This is a genomic window from Butyrivibrio sp. M55 (assembly GCF_900116865.1).
Classification (GTDB): Bacteria; Bacillota; Clostridia; order Lachnospirales; family Lachnospiraceae; genus Butyrivibrio.
This window is the reverse complement of record NZ_FPCD01000013.1, coordinates 63,045-87,693: the sequence shown is the minus strand read 5'-3', so window position 1 is coordinate 87,693 and position 24,649 is coordinate 63,045. Positions and strand designations below refer to the sequence as shown.

Sequence of the window (24,649 nt, the reverse complement as noted above, 5' to 3'; positions counted from 1 at the left end):
TAGTGCTAGCATCTAATTAGTACATTTTAAAATGAGTTAATCCCTTAAATATCATATAATACAAGAGGAGGAACTCATTATGCCTAGAAAAAACAAGCAACATACAAAGCAGTTCAAGTTGGATGCTGTCAACTATCGCAAGGAACACCCTGATCTCACTCAGGTTGAATGTGCCAAGAATCTCGGAATAGGAACCAGCACCTTAGCAAGGTGGGAAACCCAGTTCAGAAACAATGATGGTGACATTCCTACAAGAGGATCAGGTAACTACTCTTCAGACGAAGCCAAAGAAATAGCACGTCTTAAACGCGAATTACGAGATACTCAGGATGCGCTTGAAGTATTAAAAAAAGCTATCAGCATTCTGGGGAACGATTAACGGAAATCATATACACGGAAGTTACTGCTAAGGTAGAGGCATCTAAAGTTACAAAACGCCGTGTCTCTACTTCCGGAATGCTGAAATCTCTAGGCGTGTCTAGATCTGGATACAGAGCTTTTCTCAACCGTAAAGTCTCTCCTTCCAAGCAAAGAAAAGAGGCTGTGAAAAAGCAGATCCAGCAAATCTATGATGATTCTAAACAGAACTACGGAGCGCCAAAGATAACTCAGGAACTTCGTAAATCTGGTGAGACCATTTCGGAACGCACAGTAGGTAAATACATGCGCGAAATGGGTATTAAAGCTCAGTGGATCAAACCTTGGACCACCACTACCAGAGACTCTGATTTCAGCAGTGAACTTCACAACATTCTCGACGAACAGTTTAATCCAGAGCGCCCTAACGCTGTCTGGTGCACTGATATCACATATATATGGACTCAGGACGGATTTGCATATCTCAACTGCGTTATGGACTTATTTGCCAGGAAAATCATCGCCTGGACTCTTGCAGACACAATGGATGTATCTACAGTAATTGAAACTATAAATAAAGCAAAAGCCTGTCGTAACACTGATCTGCCATTAATAATCCACAGTGACAGAGGTAGCCAGTATGTTTCAAATGCATGGAGAGAAGCTACTGAAAAGATGCAGCGCAGCTATTCTCATAGCGGTTATCCATACGATAACGCCTGTATAGAATCCTTCCATTCCTTGATTAAAAGGGAGTGGCTCAACCGCTTCACAATCTACAACTATAGCCATGCATACAGGCTTGTATTTGAGTATATAGAAACCTTCTATAACACTGTTAGGATTCACAGCCATTGTGACTACATGTCTCCTAACGAGTTTGAAAAACTTTATGAGAAAGTAATGACTTTGCCTGCAGCCTAGCAGGCAAACTTCTCATTTTAATTTGTACTATTTATTGACATAGGAGCATATCATTATCACAAAACAGCTTATTTATCTCAGGACACCCAAGTTCAGTGAGATATGTGTGATATGGACACTGTGTTATGTCCATGCAGAACTCACCTTTCTTTTTGGGGTAAAAGACATTTTTAAACCCTGAAGCTTCTCCAAAACTCTTACGAGCCACTGGCCCCCACATGGCGAGAAAGAATCTTGTAAATCCCGGAACCTTTGCAGTTCTTGCTAAAGACGCTCCCGCCTGCTCGCTTCTGTTTTTCATTGCTACTCTCATTACTTCAAATGCTTTATCTTCATCTTTTTCCTTCATAGAAAGATAAATTGCAGCTGAGGGAAATATTACTCTGTCTGTGTGCGCCGCAACTCCCTTGGGAAGATTCGAATGATCTGCCATTATCTTCTCAAGTTTATCTGTAGCATTTTTCCAGATCTCATCTGCATCACTTTGTGCAAATTCTTTGTAAACCTCGCCTTTTATGAAGTTCATCCCCTTCATAGCCTTCTCTACTGTCTTCATACTTCTAGCCAATCTCCTTAATGTTATCATTCATTTCTAAATTAACAGTCACCTTTTTATTGGGTCATTTATTGGGTCATTTATCGGGTCAGCGTGACCCAATAAAAATTCAACTCCATAGTAGGATTAAAAGAACAGCTTCTTCCGTAAATACAGAAAAAGCTGCTATTCAAAATTTGATATTACTACATTATAGCAAATCCACTAAAGTCCGCAATTTTCTTAAGTAATCATAAACTCGCCCAAAACACAGCGAAACCTCTATCTTCTATACTTCACACTCTCAAGCTTCATAGGCATAGGATTCAAAGTCACCCACTTTACCCCAAGCTCCGTGAGCCTGTTAAGCTCCTCATCATCCTTATCCTTGATGCCTTTAACAATCTCATCTATCTCCGCATATTCTGCATCCGAAAGCTGCTGCCCCATCTTAAGATAAGACACAAACACCTTTACCAGCTCCGCAAAATCAGCATCCCAGTTCATGCTGCCATTATCCAAAATCTCATAGGCAAGCTTACCTGAGATTCTGATAACCTCACCCTGAACCGTAGTCGCATGCCCACTGCCCGGAACAAGAAGTTCCCACAACTCTGCGTGCTGCTTCTGCCAAGTATCAGCCTTGGGCCTGATTTCACTCACGCCATCATACTGCTGCCTCTTCGGCACTCTAGGTACATCAAGAATCTCATACAACCTATCCATTGCCGCATCGACTCGCTTAATGAAATCCGTGTCGGCATCGCTTCTTCTGAACTCAATATCTTTTGCCACCCTTAAAAATTCTGCTTTAACAGTATCACTTGCAGTAACGCCCCTTTCAAGAAACATTTCAGTTACAGGAGCGAGCTTTATAAGATCAATTGGCAACGCTCTTGCAAAAGCAGATTCAAGCGGAGTATGATGACGAAAATCCTCAGCGTTTAAGTCAGCTCCGGCAGTGAGAAGTGCCTCCACAGCCTTAACGCTCCCGCTTCCGATAGCGCGAGAAAGAGCGCAATCCTTCATGGTCCCTCCCATGAAATTCACATCTGCACCATATTTTATCAGCAAAAGAGCTTGCTTCTCATGTTCTTTGTTCGCAACTCCCACATGCTCCATCAAAGCAGTAGTATGAAATTGGTCCTGATAGTCAATATCCGCCCCATGATCTAGGCACCATTTGATCATCTCTTCCGAGATCATGTAAAAGAAAATGTTCCCCTTGCGATAGCCTCCGTAGGCGTTTATATCACACATATCAAAAACCGCTTTGACAGCATCATCATCGTTTATGTATTCCTCAATATCTTTAGGAAGAGTCTTCCTTTTCTGTTTCCCGCTCTTCTTAGGAGGAGTATCGACTTTTTCCTCTGCCTTCTTGCCAAACAAAAACATCATTTGCCATCCTCATACATAATCTACTCACAATCTCCGTAAAATCCAAATGATTTCTCATACAATTCGCGACACTGCTTCTCATCTCCAATAGACAAGCAATCATCAGCGTAACTCAGTGTATAAAAAGGCTCCTCCATATTAAATCTCCCCGGAAGATGATTCCACAGTTCATACATACGATTTCCAAACACCGTTATGTCAGATATCCCCTCATAGATTTCTTTGAGCGCACCCATAAGCTTTTGACCAAAAGAATCCTTATCAAAATCAACAGAATCCATAATTGCCAAAGTATGTAGAATTGTCTCTTTATCAGACATATCCTGAAGTTCCATTGCCTCGTAATCTTTCGGATTAGCCAGAACGATGGCATCCAGTAATTCTCGATACTGTTGTATCGTATCATAGCCAACAGAATACAAAAGCGCATAAACAAAAAGATTCTCGTACATAATCTATAATTCCTGCCACGTAAATACAGTTAAGCCTTCTATGTCTCCCATCAAATATTCATTTTATCGCCAAACCCTCTTTTATCCATTCAACAGAAGCATTCGCAATAACAGTCAGCAATACTTTCCCTAAGAAATTTTTTATTGTATCACTTTTTATTATCCAAGCAAAAATATTATAAATAATAAGTAGACTCCCAACTACACCTATCTCTAATGTAAGCAGCAATCCAGCCATATACATGTCTTTAATCTCAGTAAAATCTGGCCAATTCCAATTATTAAATATTATTCCCAAAAAGGAATATCCAAAAACTCAGAAATCTTTTTTACAAAAAACGTTCCACTCTTTTTATCATCTGTTTTTCTCTCCCATAATAGGATAATTCTTTCTAATAAAAGAATTATCCTAGAAGAAACATAGACAGTTCAATAGCAGGTAGGAAAATAAATATAACAGAAAACATTAATAATCAGAGTATCCTTAATCAAAGTATCCAGTATATCTATTGAGTGAGATTTCTTTCATGATGTATATCTATTAATTGCAATAGGAATAATTATCATAGTTGCAAAACCACTTACAATCTTTGTCAAAGAAGAATTCTCCCCAACAGAGAAGTTCATCCAAAAATATATAAAGCAAAGTGCAATCATAACGCAAAGCTGTTTAGTACTTTTCTTAAAAAGTAAAAACTTATCATTATCTAAGTAGCTCTTACTGGCCTCAATAAAATCACACATTTTTTTATTACCAAAAATATATATTGCATTTATCAACTGCTTACAACAATTTATAAATGAATATATGGTCAAACCGATATATACCGGAACAAAAAAGATAATCTTTACTATTTTTGATTTATTCTCGTACCCATTTACATGTTTCATATAGTATTGACGCATATTGTCTTTTAAGAGCGCCGTTCTGTTATTATGTTTTGCTATTCTTTTATGAATGCAATCCTTTTCATCCCATTTTTTTAAGCCGCATAAAATATAAAGATTCATAAAAAAGTAATATAATGCCAAATACGAAAAAAAAGATAACAATACAATCGCCACTAAGGATTGTAATTTGTGTTCATCACTAATATCTATCACGTATGCTTTCTGAAATACACGCAAATTTGATATCCCCAACAACATTATTCCGCCAAAAAATCTTTCTAATTCATCCACATAAAATTTATCGTTTTCAATAAAAAAGCAACCTTTATCCGCTTTTATCAAGCTATATAATACTATAGGACAGATAGCAACTCCAGCTTCAAAGATATCATTATTTTTTAATAAAAAAGCAGCAATAAACGCCATGATGGCAATAAGACTTATAAAAATAATAAGTTGTTTATATCTTAAAAACTCTCCCACAGCATCGACGTTATCAGATTTTGGAGGCTTGCCTTGATTCCTCCAATATAGATTTAGATTATAGACAAACACCATTAAAATCGCACAAGAAATAAAATACATCCCCCTAAATAGAATTTTTATATCCAAAATATCATGCATATTTACTCCCCTTTGTATTATTTATAATCTTAGAAAGATTTCCATCAACTAATCCATCAGTCACCCCATAAAGTTTCTGTACACTTATAAGCACCGCTCTCAGATTCAAGATACTTTTTAAACTTCACTTCCATGTTCACAAGCATAGCTTCTCCCATGCATCTAAACTTCATCTTCCACCCGTCCATAACTCATACCCTTGTCTTCTGGCAGAATCATAAACAGGCCGCATATTCATTTCCAAAACTTTTTCAAATTTCTCAATCGAATTATTCGGATTGTATAATTCCTTGTTTGCCCATATCGAATGCAAATTATCCTTATAGCAATTCACAAAAAGCTTATGTATGCCGGGATAATTATCATCATGTATCAGGCTATAAAGTTGATACTGATTATTGGAAAATCTCTTGAAAAAAGGCTTCCACTTCGGAAGCTTATCACTCTTAGACGAATTGAGCGACGGATCCATAGGCATAAGATTCCATAACTCATCATTCATAACAAAATTGCGCGGTATAAAATGGTCCACATCATAATTACCGCAATCTATATTTTCTTCAGTAAATACATCTTTAATCGGCTTCAATTCAAAAATTGCATCCCATAGCTTTCTTACTGCATTCAACTTACGTTTCGTTGCATCCATAGGAGTAAGTTTATAGATCATTCCCGGTACCTCAGGATTATTATTTTGAAGCCAATTCAGTTTTTTATACTGAATCCATCCCAATATGGGAACTGTATTATCCTGAATCATCTTCATCCAGTCCGGGTGAAAAAAGACTTCTTTCTTAAGCGCAAGACTTTTTCCAAATGTGTATGGAAGAACAGTAATATTATTCACGAGCTCGATATAGGCAGTAATTCTTTTTATACCATCATCGCCGTTATAACCATCCAACTTACTCAAAAAGCCGGACAATGCCCTATATGGTACCATCTTAATCAGCTGATCTTTTGCTTCCTTGAGTTCCTTATCATATTCTTTGATCTTATTCTTTATCTCAACCTTTGAAGCATTCGCTGCAAGCCCACTCACTTCAGCAAGTCTATTCACAGCCCTTTGAAGCGCATCCTTATCGCCATAGTAGATACCGCTTAGATTAATATGATACTCACGAACAGAATACCAAGCGTTAGCAATCATTTCATTTATAATCTCATCAAAAGTAGTCCGAGAAACACCTTCCGAGATAAGATTCACTATCGCCTCAAGCCAATAAAACTTATAGCACGAAGACGGCGAGTCCATCATATGTGAGAATCCCTCTATATCCAGATGGTTATAGTAGTCTCCATTGATTTTTAATTCATATGGAATTGAAGTGAAATCATCAGGCATGACAACCTCCTATTTTCCATCTAAAGTAAAATTATATCCAAATTTTCCATAAGTCATTCATAATCATAACTATTCTTCTACGCGTAGTAGTATCTTTTTTCTTTTTTTAATCACATCAACTATATGGTTCAGATACCGCACGTATGTATCTTTATCCATGTAATCCAAGAACTCCTTAGTATCAAGTATATATTCATCCTTTATAATCAAGTGCACGTTTGCTTCAGGATAATTATTACATAAAACTTTAAACCATTCGGGATGTTTTTTCCAAAATATATTTCTGGAATATCAAAACATTTTGCCGATACCCCTCGGTCAACATTCCCCCCCCGGCCATATAGGTATCACATTTCCCACAGAATCATATTCGCTTATAAACTCAGATTTCACAATCACCTCATTTAAATCAGGGAAACTCATATAGTTATTTGAAAGATAATCTATGCTAAAAAACTCATTATCCAATCGTTTAATTTGATAAGCCGTTCTTTTGCACAACTGCTTATAAAAAACATATATTCCAATCGTGTAAACCCCAATAAATGAATATAAAACGTCTAATTTGTCCCATTTAGCAACGATTTTATTGTCTATATTTTTTTCTTCCACTGATTTTCTTTTTTTATTGCTTTTCCAATCAAAAAAAACCTTAACAGAATTCTCCATAAATCCTCCACAAATAGTAAATAAACATTCTCCTCCAGCAAGCTTAGCCTATTACTCTAAGAAATCCCATCAGCCTATTCCTACTCCCCCTCTTCAAACACTACACTCAACTTCCCCGGCTCGTCACTTCCCCACGCTAAAAAATCAAACTGCGGATCTGAAACATGTTCCAGTGTCAGTACATATTTCAGCTTATCAGGTTCTGAGGTCGCATCTTTTTTCACTGTGACTTTAACCTGGGTATTGTCGGCATCGTCGTGCCAATAACTCTCACATACCATCGGCTCTTCATTCTTTCCGTCCCACGGAACCTTTACAGAGAGTGAAGCGGGAGTACCTTCTTTGGCAAAGAACACCAGATAACTTCCCGAACATGACGGACTAAAGTTTGCATATGCTTCGCCATTCTGGTATTTAAAATCACGTGTCCATATGCAGCCGTCAGTCATTCCGCAAAATGCTTCCTCGTCGTGGACATTATAAATTACATAATAGCCGTCAGGTACGACATCTGAAACCGAAGCACTAAGAGATGTCCATGACATGCATTCTTCAGGTATTTCGGAAAGAGGCGCTCCCGGCGTATAGATAAGGAGCTCATCGGCATTTTCAAGTCCGTAGGGCTCAGAGTAGACATACTTAACTTCGTCTATGATTTCTTCTGTATTAAGCTTCTCCTTATCATCTATATTTAATTCTTGGAGCTTCATTGAATAGATATTCTGATGTTCCGTAGGCGCGGGATCTGAGAATTTGCCCGAAAATCCGCATACGTAAATTGTTCCGTTTGGATAACCGTCGCCGCTGTCCCCCATATCCGAGTCGTGATAGTCTCCTGTAAATGAGCCGTCCTCAGACAATTCAAGAGATGTAGCCCATGCACCCGCACCGCTTGAAAACGTGAAGCCCTTCGGCATTTGAGCAAAAATGTTTCCGCCTTCCGGAGTTTCGCTCGTCTCGCCGGTGCTCTCTGCAACTTCACTTGTGCTTTCGATTGCCGCTTCCGAACTTTCAACTGCTGCCTGTTCTACATTCTTTTCACCACATGCTACAAGCAAAGCAGATGAAACCAAAAGCCCCATGAATTTCAATCTATTTCGTGTCATGCGCATACTCCTCCCCGTCTATCATTTGTCCTCTTCTTCAACCATGATTCCCAGGAGTTTTTTCTTAAATCCTCCCATTAAGCTCTCATAATTCGTATAGTTTATGTCGCACTTAAAACGGCTGTTCCATGTATCCTTGAGAGTGTCGCATATCGCTGCAGCTCTTTCCCCCTCATTCTTAAGAATAGCGGGGAAAATATAGTAAATGAGGAAGCAGTTAAGATCCATCAGCTCTCCCGTGCGGACCTTTCCAAACTTCTTAAACTCCTCATGCACTCCGTCGCAAAAGGCATTTGAGGCAGCAGCTGTATCTGTGGCCTCAGTAAGTTCTATAAGATAAGCGTATCTCTCAGTCAGAAACGTATTCATCCTCTCTTCGTATTCTTTTTTAGTCGTTATCCTGCTAAAAGGTTCATAACTTTCGAAGATCTTGCTAATGTTAAACGCCATAGCGTATTGCCTCCTGATTATTTTTATTTAATTATACTCTAATGATATAATTATTTGGTAGAAATGAATATTTAAGGATGGTCTAAAATGAACGAAAAGATTAAAGGAAATAATTACAGATGGATGTCGCTTCGATTTGTTGTGGTGACTATTGCTTCTGTGGTATTTGCGCTTAATATCAAATCTTTTGTCAGAACAGGAGGTATCTTACCCGGAGGAGCGACCGGATTGACGCTTCTGATACAGGAGATCGCGGATAGATTTATAGGGATCAAGATTCCCTATACTCCTATTAACGTCGCCATAAACGTTGCTCCCGTTTTTATAGGCTTTAAGTATATCGGAAAAAAGTTCACTTCACTTTCATGCATTGTTATCTTGCTCACAGGTATTCTTGCCGATCTTATTCCGGGCTATGTAATAACCAACGACCTTATACTCATCAGCATCTTTGGAGGCATCATAAACGGAGTTGCTATAAGCCTCTGTCTTCTAATGGACGCGACGAGTGGAGGAATTGATTTCATAGCTATTTATCTGTACAAAAAAGGATTTGATGGTTTCAACGTTGCATTATATGTTAATGCCTGCATCCTCATTACCGCCGGCGCTTTGTTCGGCTGGGAACGAGCTCTTTATTCCATTATATTCCAATATGCATCCACGACAGTGATCCACGTTCTGTACCGTAAATACCAACAAACTACGCTGTTTATAGTCACGCGGTTCCCTGACGAGATCAGTGCCCTGATTTACAAGATGTCAAACCACGGCTCTACGATTATCTACGGCAGAGGCTCACACGAAGGCGACAAAGATAAATCTGTCGTATATTCAGTAATCACCGCCACTCAGGTAACCCAGATAATCAATGCAATAAAAGAACTGGATCCCGCCTCATTCGTAAATGTATTCAAATCCGAAAGAGTCTCGGGACGCTTCTATCGTATTCCGGAAGATTAAATCAAATCTCATCTTGAAAGAGCAAAAAGAGAAGACAGCCATATTTAGCTGCCTTCTCTTTTAATATATATATTGTAACCTACCTGTTTATTTTATCCCCATTTATATGATCAATATGTTGCTGACCAGATCTTGTACTCAACGTTAGGATTAACACCCTTCTTCTCGAAAAGTTCGCTTACTGTTACGAAAGTGTAGCCCTGCTTCTGGAGTCCCTCGATGATCTGAGGAAGAGCCTGGACTGTCTTCGAATTTCCCTGGAAATCGTGAAGAAGAACGATCTGTCCGTCTTTTGCCCCGTTAAGTACTGACTGAGCTCTCTGTGAAGCTGAAGTATTGTCTAACCAGTCATTGTGCATTGTTCCCTGAATGAAAGGAACATCAATGTTCTGATACATTGTATTGCTGATTGCGATGTAAGGTGGTCTGAAGAACTTTACATCTGTGCCTACCGCATTCTTGATTGCTGATGCTGTGCGCTGCTGCTCATCCTTAATCTGCTGAGCGCTCATTCTTGACATATCCTGATGAGTGAAAGAATGGCTTGCAAGCTCACATCCCATGTTAACCTGTCTCTTCATTGTGTTGATTGTGTTCTGGTTAATATTCTGTCCAATAAGGAAGAATGTAGCCTTAACATTGTACTTCTGAAGAATATCAAGCACTTCGTTTGTTGTGCTTGTAGGGCCATCATCAAATGTAAGAGCGATAAGCTTCTGGTTCTTGTTCTGGTTTGCGTTGTTGTTATTATTGTTTGCTGCGTTGTTATTGTTGTTATTCTTTGCAGCATTGTTGTTATTGTTATTGTTCTTATTCTGTCCGTTGTTGCTTGAGCTTGAATTTGAGCCCGCACCACTGAACTTAAGGTAATCTACGTAAGCATCCCACTGACCGTTATCAGCTGTTACAACAAGCTCTACAGTCTGGTTTCCTGTGCCGTGCTTTACGTTCTTGATTGTATATTCTGCGGGATAAGGTCCGCCGTAATAGAATGTACCCTTGTTCTGGCCGCCGATCTTAAGATCAACTCTTGCCATGTTGTTGTTATTTGAGCATCCACGAAGTGTGAAATCACTTGTGTCGCTTGCAAAGTTCTGAGTAAAGCTGAGCTTATCATTATTTGCATAAAGAGCCATTCCGTTAAAAGGTGATCCGATGGTATCAGCGTACTGTCCGCTCTTAGTCATGGACTCACACTGAACTGTTGCGGAACTCTGAGCACTACCGCCGTTATTGCCGCTATTGCTGTTGTTATTGTTTCCGCTGTTGTTTCCCCAGTTCCACCAGTTGCCCCAATTCCAGCCGTTGTTTCCGCCGTTATTGTTGCCACCGTTGTTATTGTTGTTATTATTCTTGTTACTGTTATTATTGTTGTTGCTGTTGTTATTGTTATTATTATTGTTCTTGTTACTGTTGTTATTATTATTGTTGTTATTGCTTGAAGATGAACCGCCAACCTTCATGTCATTCTTATAAACATTGGCAGATCCGCTACTCTGATATCCCTCGATATTCAAAGCTGCTTCGTAAATCTTTCCAAGACCCATTCCCATCTTTTCCCAAGCCTTGAAGTGCTCAGAAACGCTGATAGTTCCGCTAGTTCTCTTTTCAGTACGAACACTGAAGTACTGCTTGAATGTCTTGTTACCTTCAATTGAAGGCTGATTTACACGAGTTGTCTCGTAAACATCATATGTTCCACCGTCAACCTGGATCTGACCCTTTGGTGATCCTCCGGGTGGACGCCATGAGCCCCAACTGTCTACGATGTAATACTCGATCATAGGGTCTTTGGTCCAACCATATACACAAAGATAAGAGTTTCCGTTCGGCTTGTAGTCACAGCCATAATCAAAAGAAATATTGCCTAACTGCTGATATGTCTTTGTGCTGTCGAACTTCTTACCCTTTCTGAAAAGTGCATTTCCTATGTTACTCCACTGACAACTGAATGTTCCACCGGAATTCAGCGTCATGCTTGTGTTTCCGCCATCTTTCCAAAGCTCGTAATCATATCCGTCTTGATTACCAGTTTTATTCTCAGTTATTGTCGTAGCCGCCTGAACTTTAAGTGCAGGGACGAATAACTGGGCACATAACGCAATGGAAAGCAGCGCTACTTTTAAACCGTTTTTCATCTACGATATCCTCCTCCATCTAAACCTCTTAAAACATTAATCGTATTGTAACATGTTGTTTACATATGTGAAAGCAATATATCCGCTCAGCTATCGCATTAGATGCGATATGTGCGTTATAAAGATAGAAAAAAAGCGCGGTTGCAAGAGTATACATATCTCAAGCAACCGCACTTTCTCATTTTTTCTTACCTTTGCCTTTTGGAGCCAGTGATTTAAGCGAACTTAGGAGTTTGCCACCTGCGTTTCCCCCGCTCTTTCCTGACTTTTTTCTGTTCTTAAGCCATTTGAATATTACGACCTCAACTATGATCAGAGCAAGCAATAAGCCCACAGCTGCTGCCATCAACTTGAAATCGATAAGCATGAAATCGAGGTATATTCCGTCGGGATCGTCAAAGTTAAGAAGATCCCACTCATAGGTCTTTCCATCCCTCGAAACATGCGTGGCATTGTGTGCCTGAGCTTTTGCCGGAAGATTGACGGTAAGCTTCATCTGCGCACCGCTCATTTTAACATAGCTTCTGTAATCACCTGAGAAATCCCTGTCTCTCGCATCGCGGAATATATCCCACTCAAGCGAGTATTTAAGGCCTTTCCTCGTAAGCTTAAGCGACTTGAATTCATCGGAAATATCGCTGAGTTCATCCGCAGAGACGTTTTCTTTCCTGATAATATATCCGGAATATCCTCCATTCTTGTATCCCTCGACATCCCAGCCATTCTCTTTGTAATCTTCCATCTGCTCATCAGAGAGGATTTCTTCAAGGTCACGGTCGCCCATGTCGACCATCGCATAGCATATGGAAACATCCATCTTGCCGTTAAGCTTAACATCCATCGTTGCATCGAATCTGACACAGCCTGTAAGCGCCAATATGCAAATAATAAAAATAAATAATGATCTGATTTTCTTCATGTAAATTATTATATAACATTTTAGGCTATTCTGTCACGGTTCGCATATTCATCTCTTTTTGTTCCTAATTTTGTGCATCTTCAAAAGCATATGTATCTGCCTCGTCACTTAGCCACCAGTCCGTATACGGAAGTTTCGTATGTTTGGACAGATTTTTTATCACCTTCTGCGTCCTGAGAGCTCTTGCAGCCCTCCTTCCAAGCTTTAAGATTCCGTCATAGCTTATAGAAAAGTTCTTGTCTCCTTCGGGGACAACAGGTATACCAAGTCTTATCGCAGCATTTTCGACACCGGGATGTCTGCATATAAGAAGATCGGGATCTGCTTCTTTAATAAATCTAACGGCCTGATACGGCTGTTTCGGACACACATTTACATTTCCGAAGTTTCCGTGATCTTTCTCATATTTTTGAAGTGCACCGTATTCACTGCTTCCGTCCGGAACCTGATCATGATGAAGCGCCGCTATTCCGACCACTTCCATCTCAAGATCTTTTGCTGCATTTGCAAGCTGGAAAGCGAACTGATCGCCCGTCATGATAAACACTCTCTTACCGCGAAGTATGTTCCGATATTTTTCAAGTTCAGGCTCGATTCTCTTATGTTCCTCCTCTATTACACGTTCAACTTCATCGCTTCGTCCCGTCACTTCTCCTATCTCACGAAGCCAGTCATCCGTCCAGCTTATTCCAAACGGAGGTGCATTTTTAATTTTCACAACACCATATTTTTCTTCAAGCACCGTCGTTATATAAGACGATAACGTATCGCAGAACTGTACGCTGCAAGCTGCTGCCGACATACTCTCTATATCACCCACGGTCGCAAACGTGGTGACATAATTTGTCCGAAGCCCGATTTTCTTAAGAAGATCTTCCAACCTGTCTGCTCCGCAGAAATTAAACACATTCACAAGGTCCGTCTGTCTTTTCTCAGGTTCTTTTACAAGATGCCGAAGGATCCCGTGATAAGCCGCATCAAATCCCGACGACCACATCTTGGATTTAAAACCTTCGCAGTAGATCGGCACAACGGGAATCCCATGCTCCACGGATTTTTCTCCCGCAACGCTTTCAAGATCATCACCTATTATTCCCGCAACGCATGAGGATAATACGAACACTACCTTTGGATTAAAGCGCTTTACTGCTTCATCGATAGTACTTTCAAGTTTTCGGGTCGTTCCATATATCGTATCTTTCTCCTGAAGGTTTGTGCTAAGTCTCCTTACGCGTCTGTCCTGCCCTATCGCATTTTCTCTTACCGATGCCGCATACATTATTCCGTCCAGTCCGCATCCCACAGGCGAATGATTGATAACAACGCTCTCTTTTATCCAAGTCGTAAGAGTGCCCGCATTCTCCTGACCGCAGTTACCGCACTGCTCGTAATTGGCACAGTTTGCGCAAAGCGAACGTTCTTTGGATTTATTTATAAGATTTGTAAGATTGCCGTGATAGCTAAGCACCGATCCAAGCCTTCGTTCACGGATCTCGACTTCTGTCGAATTTTTGTAAACACTCATCTCATTGCTCCTTTTTTATCGAAAAACATCTCTGGTAATCTCTTTAAGAAGATTGATTCCTCCTTTATATCCTGCATAGGATGTATCAAGCGTAAAGTCCTGCGTCAAAGGAATACTTAAAGATGTATAATATTTCCCTGTCTCACGGGCGAGGATCTTCTCCCAGGTACTTCCGAGAATAAGTTCCCTGTCATCGCCCTGTTTTTTTCTTATATCCGCCTGTATAATACCTCCGTCGTTTTCAAATACAACAACGTCATTGAACAGCTCATTCTCCTCATTAAACCGCTTTAATATTTCTTCCCGGTATGACTTTTTAGCATCATCCGTTATGTACACTCCTTTGGGTGTAAGTCCCAGTTCATTTGTCAAAAAGGTGCCGACTCCAAGCGCATAATTGCTGTCGGCAACAGCAAAGTACTCCCACGCAAACTCATTGTTAAAGGTCAAAAGAAAATTCTCAAGATCGGAAAAATAGGCATAATACACTTTTTCCAGATCGTCTATCACATCTTCAACGTGCTCATTTGAAAGTCCCGCATATTCGCCGACTTTCCTAAGAAACTCTCCGGTACTCTGCGCCCCAACGGGAACATAAGGAAACTCGATAAACGGCGTGCCGTACTTACTTTCAAGAAGCTTCACGATATCTTTTCCAACCCAGGGTGACAACAGGATATTGAATTCAGCATTCGGTATATCTTTCCACTCGCTCACTCCTTTTGACTCCGCACCAAACAAAATGTTTACGGACAATCCGAGCTTTTCAAGGATTCTTTTTATCTCCTGAAGATCCCCCTGCCAGAACGGATTTTGATACGGAACTACGGAAAAGACATTAACAAGACCTTTTCTCACTTCAGGCTTAGCATCTCCCACATACTGGTTGATGATCGCAGATAAAACTTCTTTGTATCCAAAGTACACGTTTCCTTTAAACCCTGCAGTCTCAGCTCCCACAACAGGATATCCCTTATCTGCAAATTCTGCTGCTGTAGAAACAGAATCGTCTCCTACAATTTCCGACGTACATCCGGTAAGAACCACATAGAGATCGGCATCGATAATCTTAAGCGCGCCCGATATCGTATCGCGAAGCTTCTGTATTCCTCCGAACACAATCTCTTTTTGCGTAGAATTAGTACATGATACATGCGGCCCTCCGGTATATCCGATTCCTCTTGTACCACCTGCCGTTGTATTAAAATACGTACTTCGCTCGGAACATCCGGGGCCCGAATGAAGTATTGGATGTGCTCTTGGAATTGCCAGCACGGTCTGCTGAGCAGAGATAGCACATGAATATCGTGGTTGTTCAATTATTGTTGACATTTTTTCCTCCAAGATCTTAATTTATTCATTTGTTATGACCCGGTATCTCATAAGATATTTCTCAATCCTCTTTGATGCCGCAAGTATGATCGTTATCAAAACAAAATATATTATTGCTGTGGCCGCATATCCCTCAAGATAGCTGTAACTCACACTACACGGAACAAGCGCTCCGCTCATTATCTCCATTATCCCGACTGCGGAAAGTAGCGGAATTCCTTTTACTATGCCGAGAATATTATTTATATATCCCGGAAACGCCACAGGAAGCATCTGCGGAAGTATAATGCGTCTAAGGCTTTGAGATGTATTAAGTCCAACCGAATAACATGCTTCAAACTGGGTTTTATCAATGGAATTCATCGCTCCCCTGAAAGTTTCACTGATTGAGGGAATTCCTCCTATCGTAAGTATTATGTAGCCTAGAAGTATTATGTCTACGTCTTTTATCGTCACAGACAGATGCAAGGCTCTTGCGACCGAATCAAAATACATGACATAGAGCAGGTGCCCTATAAGAAGAATCAGCATGATGGGGATTCCTCTGTATACCGTAACAAAAAATGCAAAAACCTGCGACAGGACAGGAATCCTGTAAAAGCGAACCAATGCAATTATCAAGGCAATTATCGTCCCAAGTAATATTGCTATTACCGAGATTTTTAAAGTATTACCAAGGTACGAAAGCCCTGATTGTAAGCTTGACACCACTCGATCAAATTGTATTTCCATATTTTTACACCTTTACTTTCGCCCCAAATTGATATCTCGCATCCACATATTTGAATAAAAATTCAATTGCTATACTTATTGCCGCATATACGACAGCAACAAATAAGTATGTCTCAATATAGTTAAATGATGCTCCTCCGAGCGACGTAGCTCTTCCGATAAAATCCATAACACCGATCATGTATGTTATCGCCGTGTTATGAAAAAGCTCTACAAAATTCGCCCCATATGCCGGAATCGCAACTTTAACGGATTGCGGAAGGATTATTCTGAAAAAAGCCTGATACTGCGTAAGTCCTACAGAGTATGCCGCTTCCTGCTGGAGTTTCGGAACCGCTTCAACCGCAGCTCTGAATATCTCGCCTATATACGCGCCTTCATGAATCACAAACGCAATGATCACGAATACTTTTTTATCCCATCCGTTTATATCTATTCCGAATAGCTTAAAAACAAGAAACGGAAGGAAATAATACACAAGCAAAAGCAGCACCACATACGGAAGTCCTCTGATAATATGAAGATATCCCTTGCAAATTCCGCAAAGGACCGGAACTTTATATACGCGTATCGCCGCCACAAGCACAGCGATCACGGTCGCAATCCCAAGTGTAATGAATGTGATTCCAAGCGTTACAGGAAGATATTTAATGATAAGAGGAGCGGCTTTAAAGAAGCCTTCCCATGTAAAATACTTGCCCATACTCCCATCTCCTGTTTTTATTTGATAAGTTCATCCGTTATAAACGAAAACCACTTATCATAGAGTTCATCGTAGGTTCCGTTTTCTTTAAGCTCAATTATCGCCTCATCGACAGCCTCTTTGAGTTCCTCGTTACCTTCGCTGTATATGTAAAATCCATGTTCCTCCGAAACAGGCTCTCCGAGTATCTTAAGAACTTTTCCGCGCTTCTCATTCTGTCCCGCAACAGTCACATCATCCATGAACACCGCATCCGTAGAACCGTTCTGAAGAGCTTCTATACCCGCGTCATTCAAAGGATTACCCGATGCAATAAGGTTAATGTTCTGCTCCGGATGTTCTTTGATGTACTTATCCCAAAGCACATATATGTATTCATCGGGATGAGATCCGTCAACGGTTGCTCCCTGCAAGTCATCTGTACTATGAATTTCTTCATTATTGGCTCCAACCGTCAGATAAAATTTCTGCGTCGTCACCCACTCATCGGCAAACAGGAATTCTTTTTCCCTCTCAGGTGTTTTCTTTATAGTCCAGCTGGCAATATCAAGTTTTCCCAGCTTTACGGATGTTACCAGGTCTTCCCATTCCGTACTCGTTATATCAAACTCATAATTTTCAAGCAGATTGTCCACTTCTTTTATCAGATCAAATTCAAATCCCGCAGGATTTCCCTCTTCATCGACGTAGCAAAACGGCCAGTTGTTCGTTCCGCTCGCAAATTTGACTTTTACCACACCATCCTGATCGATTTTACCTTTTGCACTCGCAGAAGCCGCATTACTTCCGCACCCTTGCAAAATCCCCGCGCTAAGCACAGCAAGCATTATGACTGCCAAACCTTTTTTCTTAATCTTTGTCGTCGTGATAAATTTTTTCATACTGAAACCTCCTTCTGATTTTTATTTATTAAAAAAGCTTTTTTATCATATGTAATAAATCTCTTTTTCCTGAATAAGCACTCTCTCAAGGAACTTTTTGGTTCTTTCTTCCTTCGGATGGTAAAAGATATCCTTAGGTGTTCCCTGTTCCACAATGACTCCTCCGTCCATGAATACCACCTTATTGGCGACTTCCTGCGCAAAAGACATTTCATGTGTGACTATCACCATTGGAATTCCTTTTTTGGCAACCTTTCTTATAAGCGAAAGCACATCACCCACAAGTTCGGGATCAAGTGCTGATGTCGGCTCATCAAAAAGAATAAGTTCAGGATCAAGCGCAACAGCCCTGGCTATGCCGATTCTTTGCTGCTGCCCGCCCGAAAGCTGACTAGGATAATAATCTTTTTTATCAAGAAGCCCTACCCATTCAAGTATCTCTTCTCCCTTTTTATTGGCCTCATCCTTCGGCACTTTCCTACTTACAATAAGGCCTTCTGTTATATTCTGAAGAGCCGTCTTGTTCGCAAACAGACCATAGTTCTGAAATACAAAAGCTACTCTTTTTCTGACATTCAAAATTTCTTTGCGCTTGGCACTGTGAAGATCGATTCTCTCATTGATTATCAGCAGATTTCCTTCATCCGCTCTTTCCAAAAAATTGATACATCTAAGGAGCGTCGTTTTTCCCGATCCGCTGGGTCCAAGAATAACCACCACATCCCCATCATCTATCTCAAGAGAAACATCCTTTAACACACTTTGCTTGCCAAAGCTCTTTTTCACGTGCTCTACTGCTATCATCTGCCCGACTCCTCCTTATTTTTGGGTAAAAAAATAACGCAAGAAACTAAATAACCGAAGACAACACACTATGCTTATGTGTCACCTCCGGTTTTCCAGTCAGTTGCATTTTTGTTTCTTGCAGTTAACTAATTTCTTTATATGATTATTATTTCAAGTAGTTTTATTTCCTACCATCTTGATAGGGATTATATAATTTCTCAATTTTATCTGTCAATAATTTTGAAAGTATTTGATATTACGCTTTACTTATCGCTGGCTATAACAAATCTCCTTAAGATAGAACTCCGTCATCCCAAAGAATTCCCTGACAACATAGTGAATTCCGCATGGGAAAAGAGTTTTCGCAGGAACGGAAGAAACGTTCTTATACCCTTCTCTTTTGGCTATCGACATTGCTCTGAGCTCGTGGAAGCCGTTGGTCACTATGCCTGTTGATATCGTAGGGTCACCTATAATCTCAAGACTGTATCTAAGATTCTCCTCCGTGTCGGTAGACTTTTCTTCGAGGATGATCCTGTTTTCATCGATACCGTACTGATCTATGAGCTTTCTCTTTGCACACTCAGCCTCGCTTATCTCCTCATCGCTGCCCTGACCGCCCGATGCAATGATCTTCGTATTTTCATTTTCATCCAGGTACTCTGCTGCCTTTCTTATCCTTGCTTTGTACTGATTGCTAGGCTCGGTTCCTTTAAGTCCGGCGCCGAGAACTATGATGTAATCAAGGTCTTCCTTTGGTCTTGCGCTCATTGCACGGATTATCTTAACTTCGGTTATTGCAAAATATGTCAGAAATACCGTGAAAGCAATGCGATATCCCCATTTAACCGCCGCAGGGAGCTTTTTCTTTTCCCTTCCGTCTATTCGACGCTTTAGCATAAAGACTCTAAGTGCGGAAAATGCTGCGATTATCAGCCACAGCCATACCCACGAGAGTGTCAGTCCTCCGCCGTACGCAAGGCATGTAAAATAATACAGAACCGACCAGATAGTAAGTACAAAGTAGATATACATGAGTATCTTTGACGGCGTAGGTCGTCCCACTCCGGCATATCTGCTTGTTCTGCCTTTGTACTGCGTATATTCGCTTCCGTAGGTTTTTTCAAGAAATTTCTCTTCACGTAAGATCTGCAGGTGGAGCATCACCATTGCAAATACAGAGATCACAAGAAGTACCGGATTAAAGAACATCAGAAGGATTCCGATGTACACGAGGTCGAATCCGAGAAACGCAGGGTTTCTTGAGTAGTTATATATCCCTATCGTCACAAGATTTCTTTTCTCTTTATCATCTTCCGCAACGCCCGCTCTCCAGCTGTCGCGCATCGTATATACAGAAGTAAAAAAGACAATGTCCCCTACAAACGCAAAGTACATTCCAATGATCCTAAACATCAACGGAAAGCCCACCGTTCCGAGGACGATCGATATAACCTCGGCAAGCGGAGCAAGGTAAGTCGCAATCTTCATTGTAAGCTCAATATAGTAGCCTTTGTCGCGACTTTTCCCCTTTGCGATCTGATCGGTGACAATGCCCTTCTTTTTCTGAAGCATCATCTTAGTAAAATATATGCCGTAGAACACAAGCATAAAAAATAAAGCAATAATCCTGTAAGTCATTTTTACCATCCCATTAATCTTAAGTGCCATTAAGCTATTACACTTAATGGCACTGATAATGGTAAATTCTATCACTTTTTGAATAAAGTCTCAAAGTGGTAAATATTCATATACTGATACAGGTCATTGCTTACGAGCTTATTTGCGAAGTTGTGGAACTTCGGATTTATGAGGCAGTAGGAATTGGCGCCTTCTACATAAGCTATGGACCAGAGGTTATTCTTGTGAAGTTCATAGATGCTAGATGCTATCTCATCTCTCTTGGCGCTGTCCGCCGTGTTGATCCACTGCTCATAGTATTCGACGAGCTTTTCCATATCTCCCGTAGGTGCAACTCCCAGGCTGTGATCGGTATAATACGTTCCGTACTCTCCATACCACTCGGCAGCCTGTGCTATCGGTACAAAAGCAGCTGCTCTCTCACTTAGCGAAAGTCCACCGGCGTCCATATGAGGACACATCGATGCGATCCAGTCATTATCGTCAATAAGCTGATCATAGGTTTCCGTATCATAATCCGTAAGAGTTGTCTTAAGGTGTGCGGAATCAAAATATCTCTTTAATGCGCTGTATATGGTATCTGCATTTCCTTCAAGAGATACAAAATCAATCGAAAGGTCCGAACCGTCCGCAAAGTGATAATATCCGTCGCTTCCAAGCTTAAGTCCGCATCCCTCAAAGAGTTTTTGCGCCGAAGCAAAATCATAATCCGTCCACTTCTTGGACCACTCTTCGTCATATCCCATGCTTCCCGTTGACGGCGCACACTGTCCCGGTCTCATGAATCCTTCCGAGATACGGAGCGATATTTCCTGACGGTCAACGCACATGGAAACCGCCTGACGGAAATCGGGATTTGCAAAAAGATCTGCATAGTTCTTGTCTTTACATGTATAGTTAAATGTCAGCTGATCCGCTCCCCAGCTCGAGCCAAGCACCGTCTTAAGTATAGCTGCATCTCCAAGCTCCGAAAGCATTGAACCTATTTGCTCCATTCCTACATCCATGTAATCGAGCTCGCCATTTGCAAAAGCCGCCGTTTTATCTTCGAGTTCATTGAACATATAGATATTGTCAAAATACGGAAGTTGCTTGCCCTCCGCATCAACTTTCCAGTAATACGGATTTCTTTCAAGTATGCATATTTCCGAGCTTTTTGAGTTATGCCCTTCCTCTGTACTTAGAACAAAGGAGTTTACTGTCGGGATACCCGAAACATTCCAGAAATAGTAGCAGGCATTTTTTCCAAGATCGGCTACAGACTCAAAGGACATTCCCTTAGCTGCGGCGTTAGCCAATACCTGTCCGTCGGAAAGTCCCGTATTTTCCCAATATTCATTCTCTACATATAGCGACGCAGGAATAAGATCTATCAGGTAATGTGAAGGCGCCCAGCACCACTTAAGATCACCGTTCTCAATAAAAGCACCGGGATACTTGGGCGTATCAAATTTCCAGGTTACGGTATAATCGTCAACTTTTTTAAGCACGGCGAATTCGCCCGTCTCATTATCCTTGAGCGCTTCCCAGCTTGCCTTTGTATCATAATTGTTGATATGAACCATGTAGTACCAGAATGTAATGTCATCCGCATTAAAGTCGTCGCCGTCGGACCACTTCATTCCTTGTCTTAATTTGAACGTCCATTCTGTATAATCTTCGTTTGCTTCATAGCTCTTAATTACGTTCGGAACGTAGCTACCGTCGCAGTTGTACCTGATAATACTCTCAAGCACAGGTCTTGCTATACCCCATGAACCCGAAACTCCCTGCATATTACAATTTCCGCAGTACTCGCCAATCTCAAGGGCATTTCCCGTTGCATCCGTCTGTGCGATAAAGACATCTTCTTTAATAGGGAGCCTGCTATCAACAGCAGGAAGGCTTCCGTCACCTACCTTTGCTGACAGTTCAGGTGCTTCCGAATAGTTGAGGCTTCCTCTGTTTACTTCAGAGACTGCCTGCGACGTTGCGGCTTCCTCAGAAGCCGGTTGCTCATACGATGTATCGGTAAAAGACTCTGTTCTTTGATTTAATTTTACACTTCTGCTGCCGCATCCTGATACCGTCAAGACTATAACCACCGCAAGAGACAGCGCAATATGTTTTCTATTCATGCGTGTAATCCTCCTTATTGATCATTGTCCGCCGGTCATCATAACTTGAATCCCGTGAGCTCTGTTGTCAGTGAATCAGCTGCGCCTCTAAGATCCTTGATGACATCATTCAGATTCTTTGCAGCATTCTGTGCATCAAGAGCCGTATTTCCAACTTCCGAAGACGAAGCAGCCGCTTCTTCCGAAACTGCCGAGATACCGTCAATAGCAGAAAGTGTATTGACTTTCGCCTTTTCCATATCGGCCACCTGAAGTCCGATCTCTTTAAGATGATCGGCAATCGTCTTGAAGTTTTCATTTATTACATTAAATTCCGAAAGCGTTGCTTCTACCGCTTCTTCCTGCTGTTTTACGATTTCTTCCGCATGCTTGGCTGCGGTCGCCGTCTGCTCGGTCTTTGCCGTAACCGTTGTGATGATATTTCCAATCTCACCCGCGGAAACTGCACTCTGTTCGGCAAGCATTCTGATTTCCTCCGCAACTACGGAGAAGCCTTTTCCGGCAGCTCCCGCTCTTGCAGCCTCAATCGATGCGTTAAGAGAAAGGAGATTTGTCCTTCTTGCAATCTCATCGATCGTAGCAATGATGTTTCCGATAGATGATGTTTCTTTTGCGAGAGCTTCGATATCCTCTATAACGCCATTGGTAACTTCGCTGGTCTCATTTGCCTTTATCTTAAGGTTTTCTACCGCTTCGATACCATTTTTAACAGATTCATCCGCATCTGATGCCATATCTCCGATCGCTTGTACATTCTTTCTTACAACTTCGATCTTTTCCGTCAGTACGTCGGCCTCATCAAGACAACCTTGAGCATCATTCGCCTGCTGATCGAGACCAAGTCTGATCTCGTCGACAGATGATGTAATATTTTCGGACGCAGTAACAAGCGACTCTGATGCTCCTCCGATATCATCCGAGGACTTCTTAAGGGAATCGGCGGTTGCTGATATCTTAAGAAGAAGTCGCTTGGTATTTTCTATCATTTTGCTTGCTGAACCTGAAAGTGCACCGAACTCATCACGGCGCTTTGAACTGATTGAAACTGTAAGATCGCCCTGTGCAGCCTGTTCGAATCCATCCGATATTCCCTTAACCGTGCTTCCGATGCTGTTCGATACGATAATTCCGACTATCGAAGAAACAACAGTTGCAAGGATCACTGCGATAACAGATGCAACTCTTATGTTATTTACGCTTCCGCTTATCACAGTCTCGGGAATGCGGCCACAAATAACCGCTCCGGACTCTCCTACTTTTGCATAGACATATAGATATACTTTATTGTCTGTGGCATCTTTCATCCACTCAACTCCCGATGCCTCGGAAGATGCTTTAATATCTTCAAAGAATGTTGTATTGGCAAAGATTGTTTCGTTTGCGTTACTCTTGCCGTTCATGTTGGTCTCAACGCCGTCGGAAGTTATAAATGCAAATGTGCTTCCTTCGCCGAGGTTGATTCTTTCAAGCGCAACAAGAGATGTATCAAGTCTTATATCTGTGGAAATATAGCCGAGTTTTTCACCGAGCGAATCATAAAATGGCTCTACATAGACCGCACAATAAGGAGTGCCCTCAATGGCATTGGCGCCCTGATAGGAATCGATGAATACTCTCGTTCCCATCCATGCACCTGCATTGGGACTTGCAGATAATAAAGAAGAATCACCTGTCTTATCAAATTCATCTGCTGCCGATGATCCGCCATAATTAAACATCAGATAGTTTCCGTTTGCCACGGAAAACGATGTCTGTTTATAGGCCAGGATAGACATATCTCCGACTATATTGTCCGACTGGGCAAGGTTTCTGGCACTTCGGTATATCTCGGAAAGAGCATTCCTTGACTCCTCGGTATCCGTATATGCCCCGCCGTAATAGTTTTTAAGCTCAGAAAGACCGGAGAGCTGCTCTGTCTTACCCTCAACAACCGAAAAGGTAAGCTCATAGTAATTTGCCATCTGCTGCAGCGCAGTTACGGCATTACTTTCATAAGTTTCCTGTGTTCCACTTGATGCTATAGAGTAAGCGGTATACCCAACAATAATTATAAAGATGACAGGTATCAGAAAGAATGCAGTCAGCTTAACCCTAAGGCTGTTCAGCTTTTTCATTGAGCGGCTCTCCTTTCATGTACAAAAGGTGGTGATCCCCCGTC

24 protein-coding genes are annotated in these 24,649 nt (G+C 41.2%); 3 read left to right on the top strand and 21 right to left on the bottom strand.

Annotated features, from left to right (window positions below):
- Positions 1-79 precede the first annotated feature (79 nt).
- Both BM398_RS13090 and BM398_RS13085 read left to right on the top strand, forming a co-directional pair.
- A complete protein-coding gene (locus BM398_RS13090) occupies positions 80-379 on the top strand; it encodes a transposase (protein ID WP_092338115.1) in 300 nt (99 codons plus the stop codon).
- On the top strand, positions 343-1,281 hold the full coding sequence (locus BM398_RS13085; RefSeq protein ID WP_092338113.1) for an IS3 family transposase: 939 nt from the start codon (positions 343-345) through the stop codon (positions 1,279-1,281). Before BM398_RS13090 ends, BM398_RS13085 begins: the two co-directional genes overlap by 37 nt.
- Positions 1,282-1,312: 31 nt before the next feature.
- Here the strand turns inward: BM398_RS13085 and BM398_RS13080 are convergent, their stop codons facing one another.
- The 10 genes from BM398_RS13080 to BM398_RS13040 all read right to left on the bottom strand — a co-directional run bounded on the left by BM398_RS13080 (position 1,313) and on the right by BM398_RS13040 (position 8,754).
- Positions 1,313-1,837 carry an L-2-amino-thiazoline-4-carboxylic acid hydrolase gene (locus BM398_RS13080; protein WP_175531946.1) on the bottom strand — a complete coding sequence of 175 codons (525 nt, stop codon included), beginning with the start codon at positions 1,835-1,837 and terminating at the stop codon, positions 1,313-1,315.
- Positions 1,838-2,098: 261 nt separating this feature from the next.
- A complete protein-coding gene (locus BM398_RS13075; protein WP_092338109.1) occupies positions 2,099-3,217 on the bottom strand; it encodes an ankyrin repeat domain-containing protein in 1,119 nt (372 codons plus the stop codon).
- A gap of 20 nt (positions 3,218-3,237) precedes the next feature.
- Positions 3,238-3,669 carry a hypothetical protein gene (locus BM398_RS13070; RefSeq protein WP_092338107.1) on the bottom strand — a complete coding sequence of 144 codons (432 nt, stop codon included), beginning with the start codon at positions 3,667-3,669 and terminating at the stop codon, positions 3,238-3,240.
- Between the two features lie 58 nt (positions 3,670-3,727).
- Positions 3,728-3,967 carry a hypothetical protein gene (locus BM398_RS13065; protein WP_092338105.1) on the bottom strand — a complete coding sequence of 80 codons (240 nt, stop codon included), beginning with the start codon at positions 3,965-3,967 and terminating at the stop codon, positions 3,728-3,730.
- 227 nt (positions 3,968-4,194) lie between these two features.
- Positions 4,195-5,184 (bottom strand): hypothetical protein, encoded by a 990-nt coding sequence (locus BM398_RS13060; protein WP_092338103.1) that lies wholly within the window; start codon positions 5,182-5,184, stop codon positions 4,195-4,197.
- 56 nt (positions 5,185-5,240) lie between these two features.
- Positions 5,241-5,372 carry a hypothetical protein gene (locus BM398_RS17490; protein WP_255367732.1) on the bottom strand — a complete coding sequence of 44 codons (132 nt, stop codon included), beginning with the start codon at positions 5,370-5,372 and terminating at the stop codon, positions 5,241-5,243.
- Complete coding sequence (locus BM398_RS17195; RefSeq protein ID WP_242949815.1) at positions 5,354-6,529, bottom strand: HNH endonuclease domain-containing protein; 1,176 nt, start codon at positions 6,527-6,529, stop codon at positions 5,354-5,356. Before BM398_RS17195 ends, BM398_RS17490 begins: the two co-directional genes overlap by 19 nt.
- 318 nt (positions 6,530-6,847) lie before the next feature.
- Complete coding sequence (locus BM398_RS13050) at positions 6,848-7,198, bottom strand: hypothetical protein (protein ID WP_092338101.1); 351 nt, start codon at positions 7,196-7,198, stop codon at positions 6,848-6,850.
- An 80-nt stretch (positions 7,199-7,278) separates the two neighbouring features.
- Complete coding sequence (locus BM398_RS13045; RefSeq protein ID WP_139233824.1) at positions 7,279-8,304, bottom strand: hypothetical protein; 1,026 nt, start codon at positions 8,302-8,304, stop codon at positions 7,279-7,281.
- A gap of 21 nt (positions 8,305-8,325) precedes the next feature.
- The gene (locus tag BM398_RS13040; protein WP_092338097.1) at positions 8,326-8,754 is read right to left on the bottom strand and encodes a hypothetical protein; all 429 of its coding nucleotides are present in this window, start codon (positions 8,752-8,754) and stop codon (positions 8,326-8,328) included.
- Positions 8,755-8,841: 87 nt separating this feature from the next.
- Between BM398_RS13040 and BM398_RS13035 the strand changes: the two genes are divergently transcribed.
- Entirely contained in the window at positions 8,842-9,717 is an 876-nt protein-coding gene (locus BM398_RS13035; RefSeq protein WP_092338095.1) for a YitT family protein, read from the top strand.
- 110 nt (positions 9,718-9,827) lie between these two features.
- On the opposite strand, the gene BM398_RS17540 is transcribed toward BM398_RS13035, so the two are convergent.
- From BM398_RS17540 to BM398_RS12980, 11 genes are all read right to left on the bottom strand, one after another.
- Positions 9,828-11,855, bottom strand: a complete 2,028-nt coding sequence (locus BM398_RS17540; protein ID WP_092338093.1) for a glycoside hydrolase family 11 protein — start codon at positions 11,853-11,855, stop codon at positions 9,828-9,830.
- 178 nt (positions 11,856-12,033) lie between these two features.
- Positions 12,034-12,774, bottom strand: a complete 741-nt coding sequence (locus BM398_RS13025; protein WP_092338091.1) for an LppM family (lipo)protein — start codon at positions 12,772-12,774, stop codon at positions 12,034-12,036.
- Between the two features lie 64 nt (positions 12,775-12,838).
- Positions 12,839-14,299 (bottom strand): nitrogenase component 1, encoded by a 1,461-nt coding sequence (locus BM398_RS13020; protein WP_092338089.1) that lies wholly within the window; start codon positions 14,297-14,299, stop codon positions 12,839-12,841.
- A gap of 15 nt (positions 14,300-14,314) precedes the next feature.
- Positions 14,315-15,631: a nitrogenase component 1 gene (locus BM398_RS13015; RefSeq protein WP_092338087.1), complete on the bottom strand. Its 1,317-nt coding sequence runs from the start codon at positions 15,629-15,631 to the stop codon at positions 14,315-14,317.
- Positions 15,632-15,652: 21 nt separating this feature from the next.
- Positions 15,653-16,363, bottom strand: coding sequence for an amino acid ABC transporter permease (locus BM398_RS13010; RefSeq protein ID WP_092338084.1), 711 nt, complete (start codon positions 16,361-16,363; stop codon positions 15,653-15,655).
- 4 nt (positions 16,364-16,367) lie between these two features.
- Positions 16,368-17,066, bottom strand: coding sequence for an amino acid ABC transporter permease (locus BM398_RS13005; RefSeq protein ID WP_092338082.1), 699 nt, complete (start codon positions 17,064-17,066; stop codon positions 16,368-16,370).
- A gap of 17 nt (positions 17,067-17,083) precedes the next feature.
- Complete coding sequence (locus BM398_RS13000; protein WP_092338080.1) at positions 17,084-17,947, bottom strand: transporter substrate-binding domain-containing protein; 864 nt, start codon at positions 17,945-17,947, stop codon at positions 17,084-17,086.
- A 45-nt stretch (positions 17,948-17,992) separates the two neighbouring features.
- Positions 17,993-18,751, bottom strand: coding sequence for an amino acid ABC transporter ATP-binding protein (locus tag BM398_RS12995; RefSeq protein WP_092338078.1), 759 nt, complete (start codon positions 18,749-18,751; stop codon positions 17,993-17,995).
- A 249-nt stretch (positions 18,752-19,000) separates the two neighbouring features.
- Positions 19,001-20,404, bottom strand: a complete 1,404-nt coding sequence (locus tag BM398_RS17535; RefSeq protein WP_092338076.1) for an ElyC/SanA/YdcF family protein — start codon at positions 20,402-20,404, stop codon at positions 19,001-19,003.
- Positions 20,405-20,445: 41 nt separating this feature from the next.
- Positions 20,446-22,491 carry an ABC transporter substrate-binding protein gene (locus BM398_RS12985; protein ID WP_092338074.1) on the bottom strand — a complete coding sequence of 682 codons (2,046 nt, stop codon included), beginning with the start codon at positions 22,489-22,491 and terminating at the stop codon, positions 20,446-20,448.
- 38 nt (positions 22,492-22,529) lie between these two features.
- Positions 22,530-24,605 (bottom strand): methyl-accepting chemotaxis protein, encoded by a 2,076-nt coding sequence (locus tag BM398_RS12980; protein WP_092338072.1) that lies wholly within the window; start codon positions 24,603-24,605, stop codon positions 22,530-22,532.
- Positions 24,606-24,649: the final 44 nt, after the last annotated feature.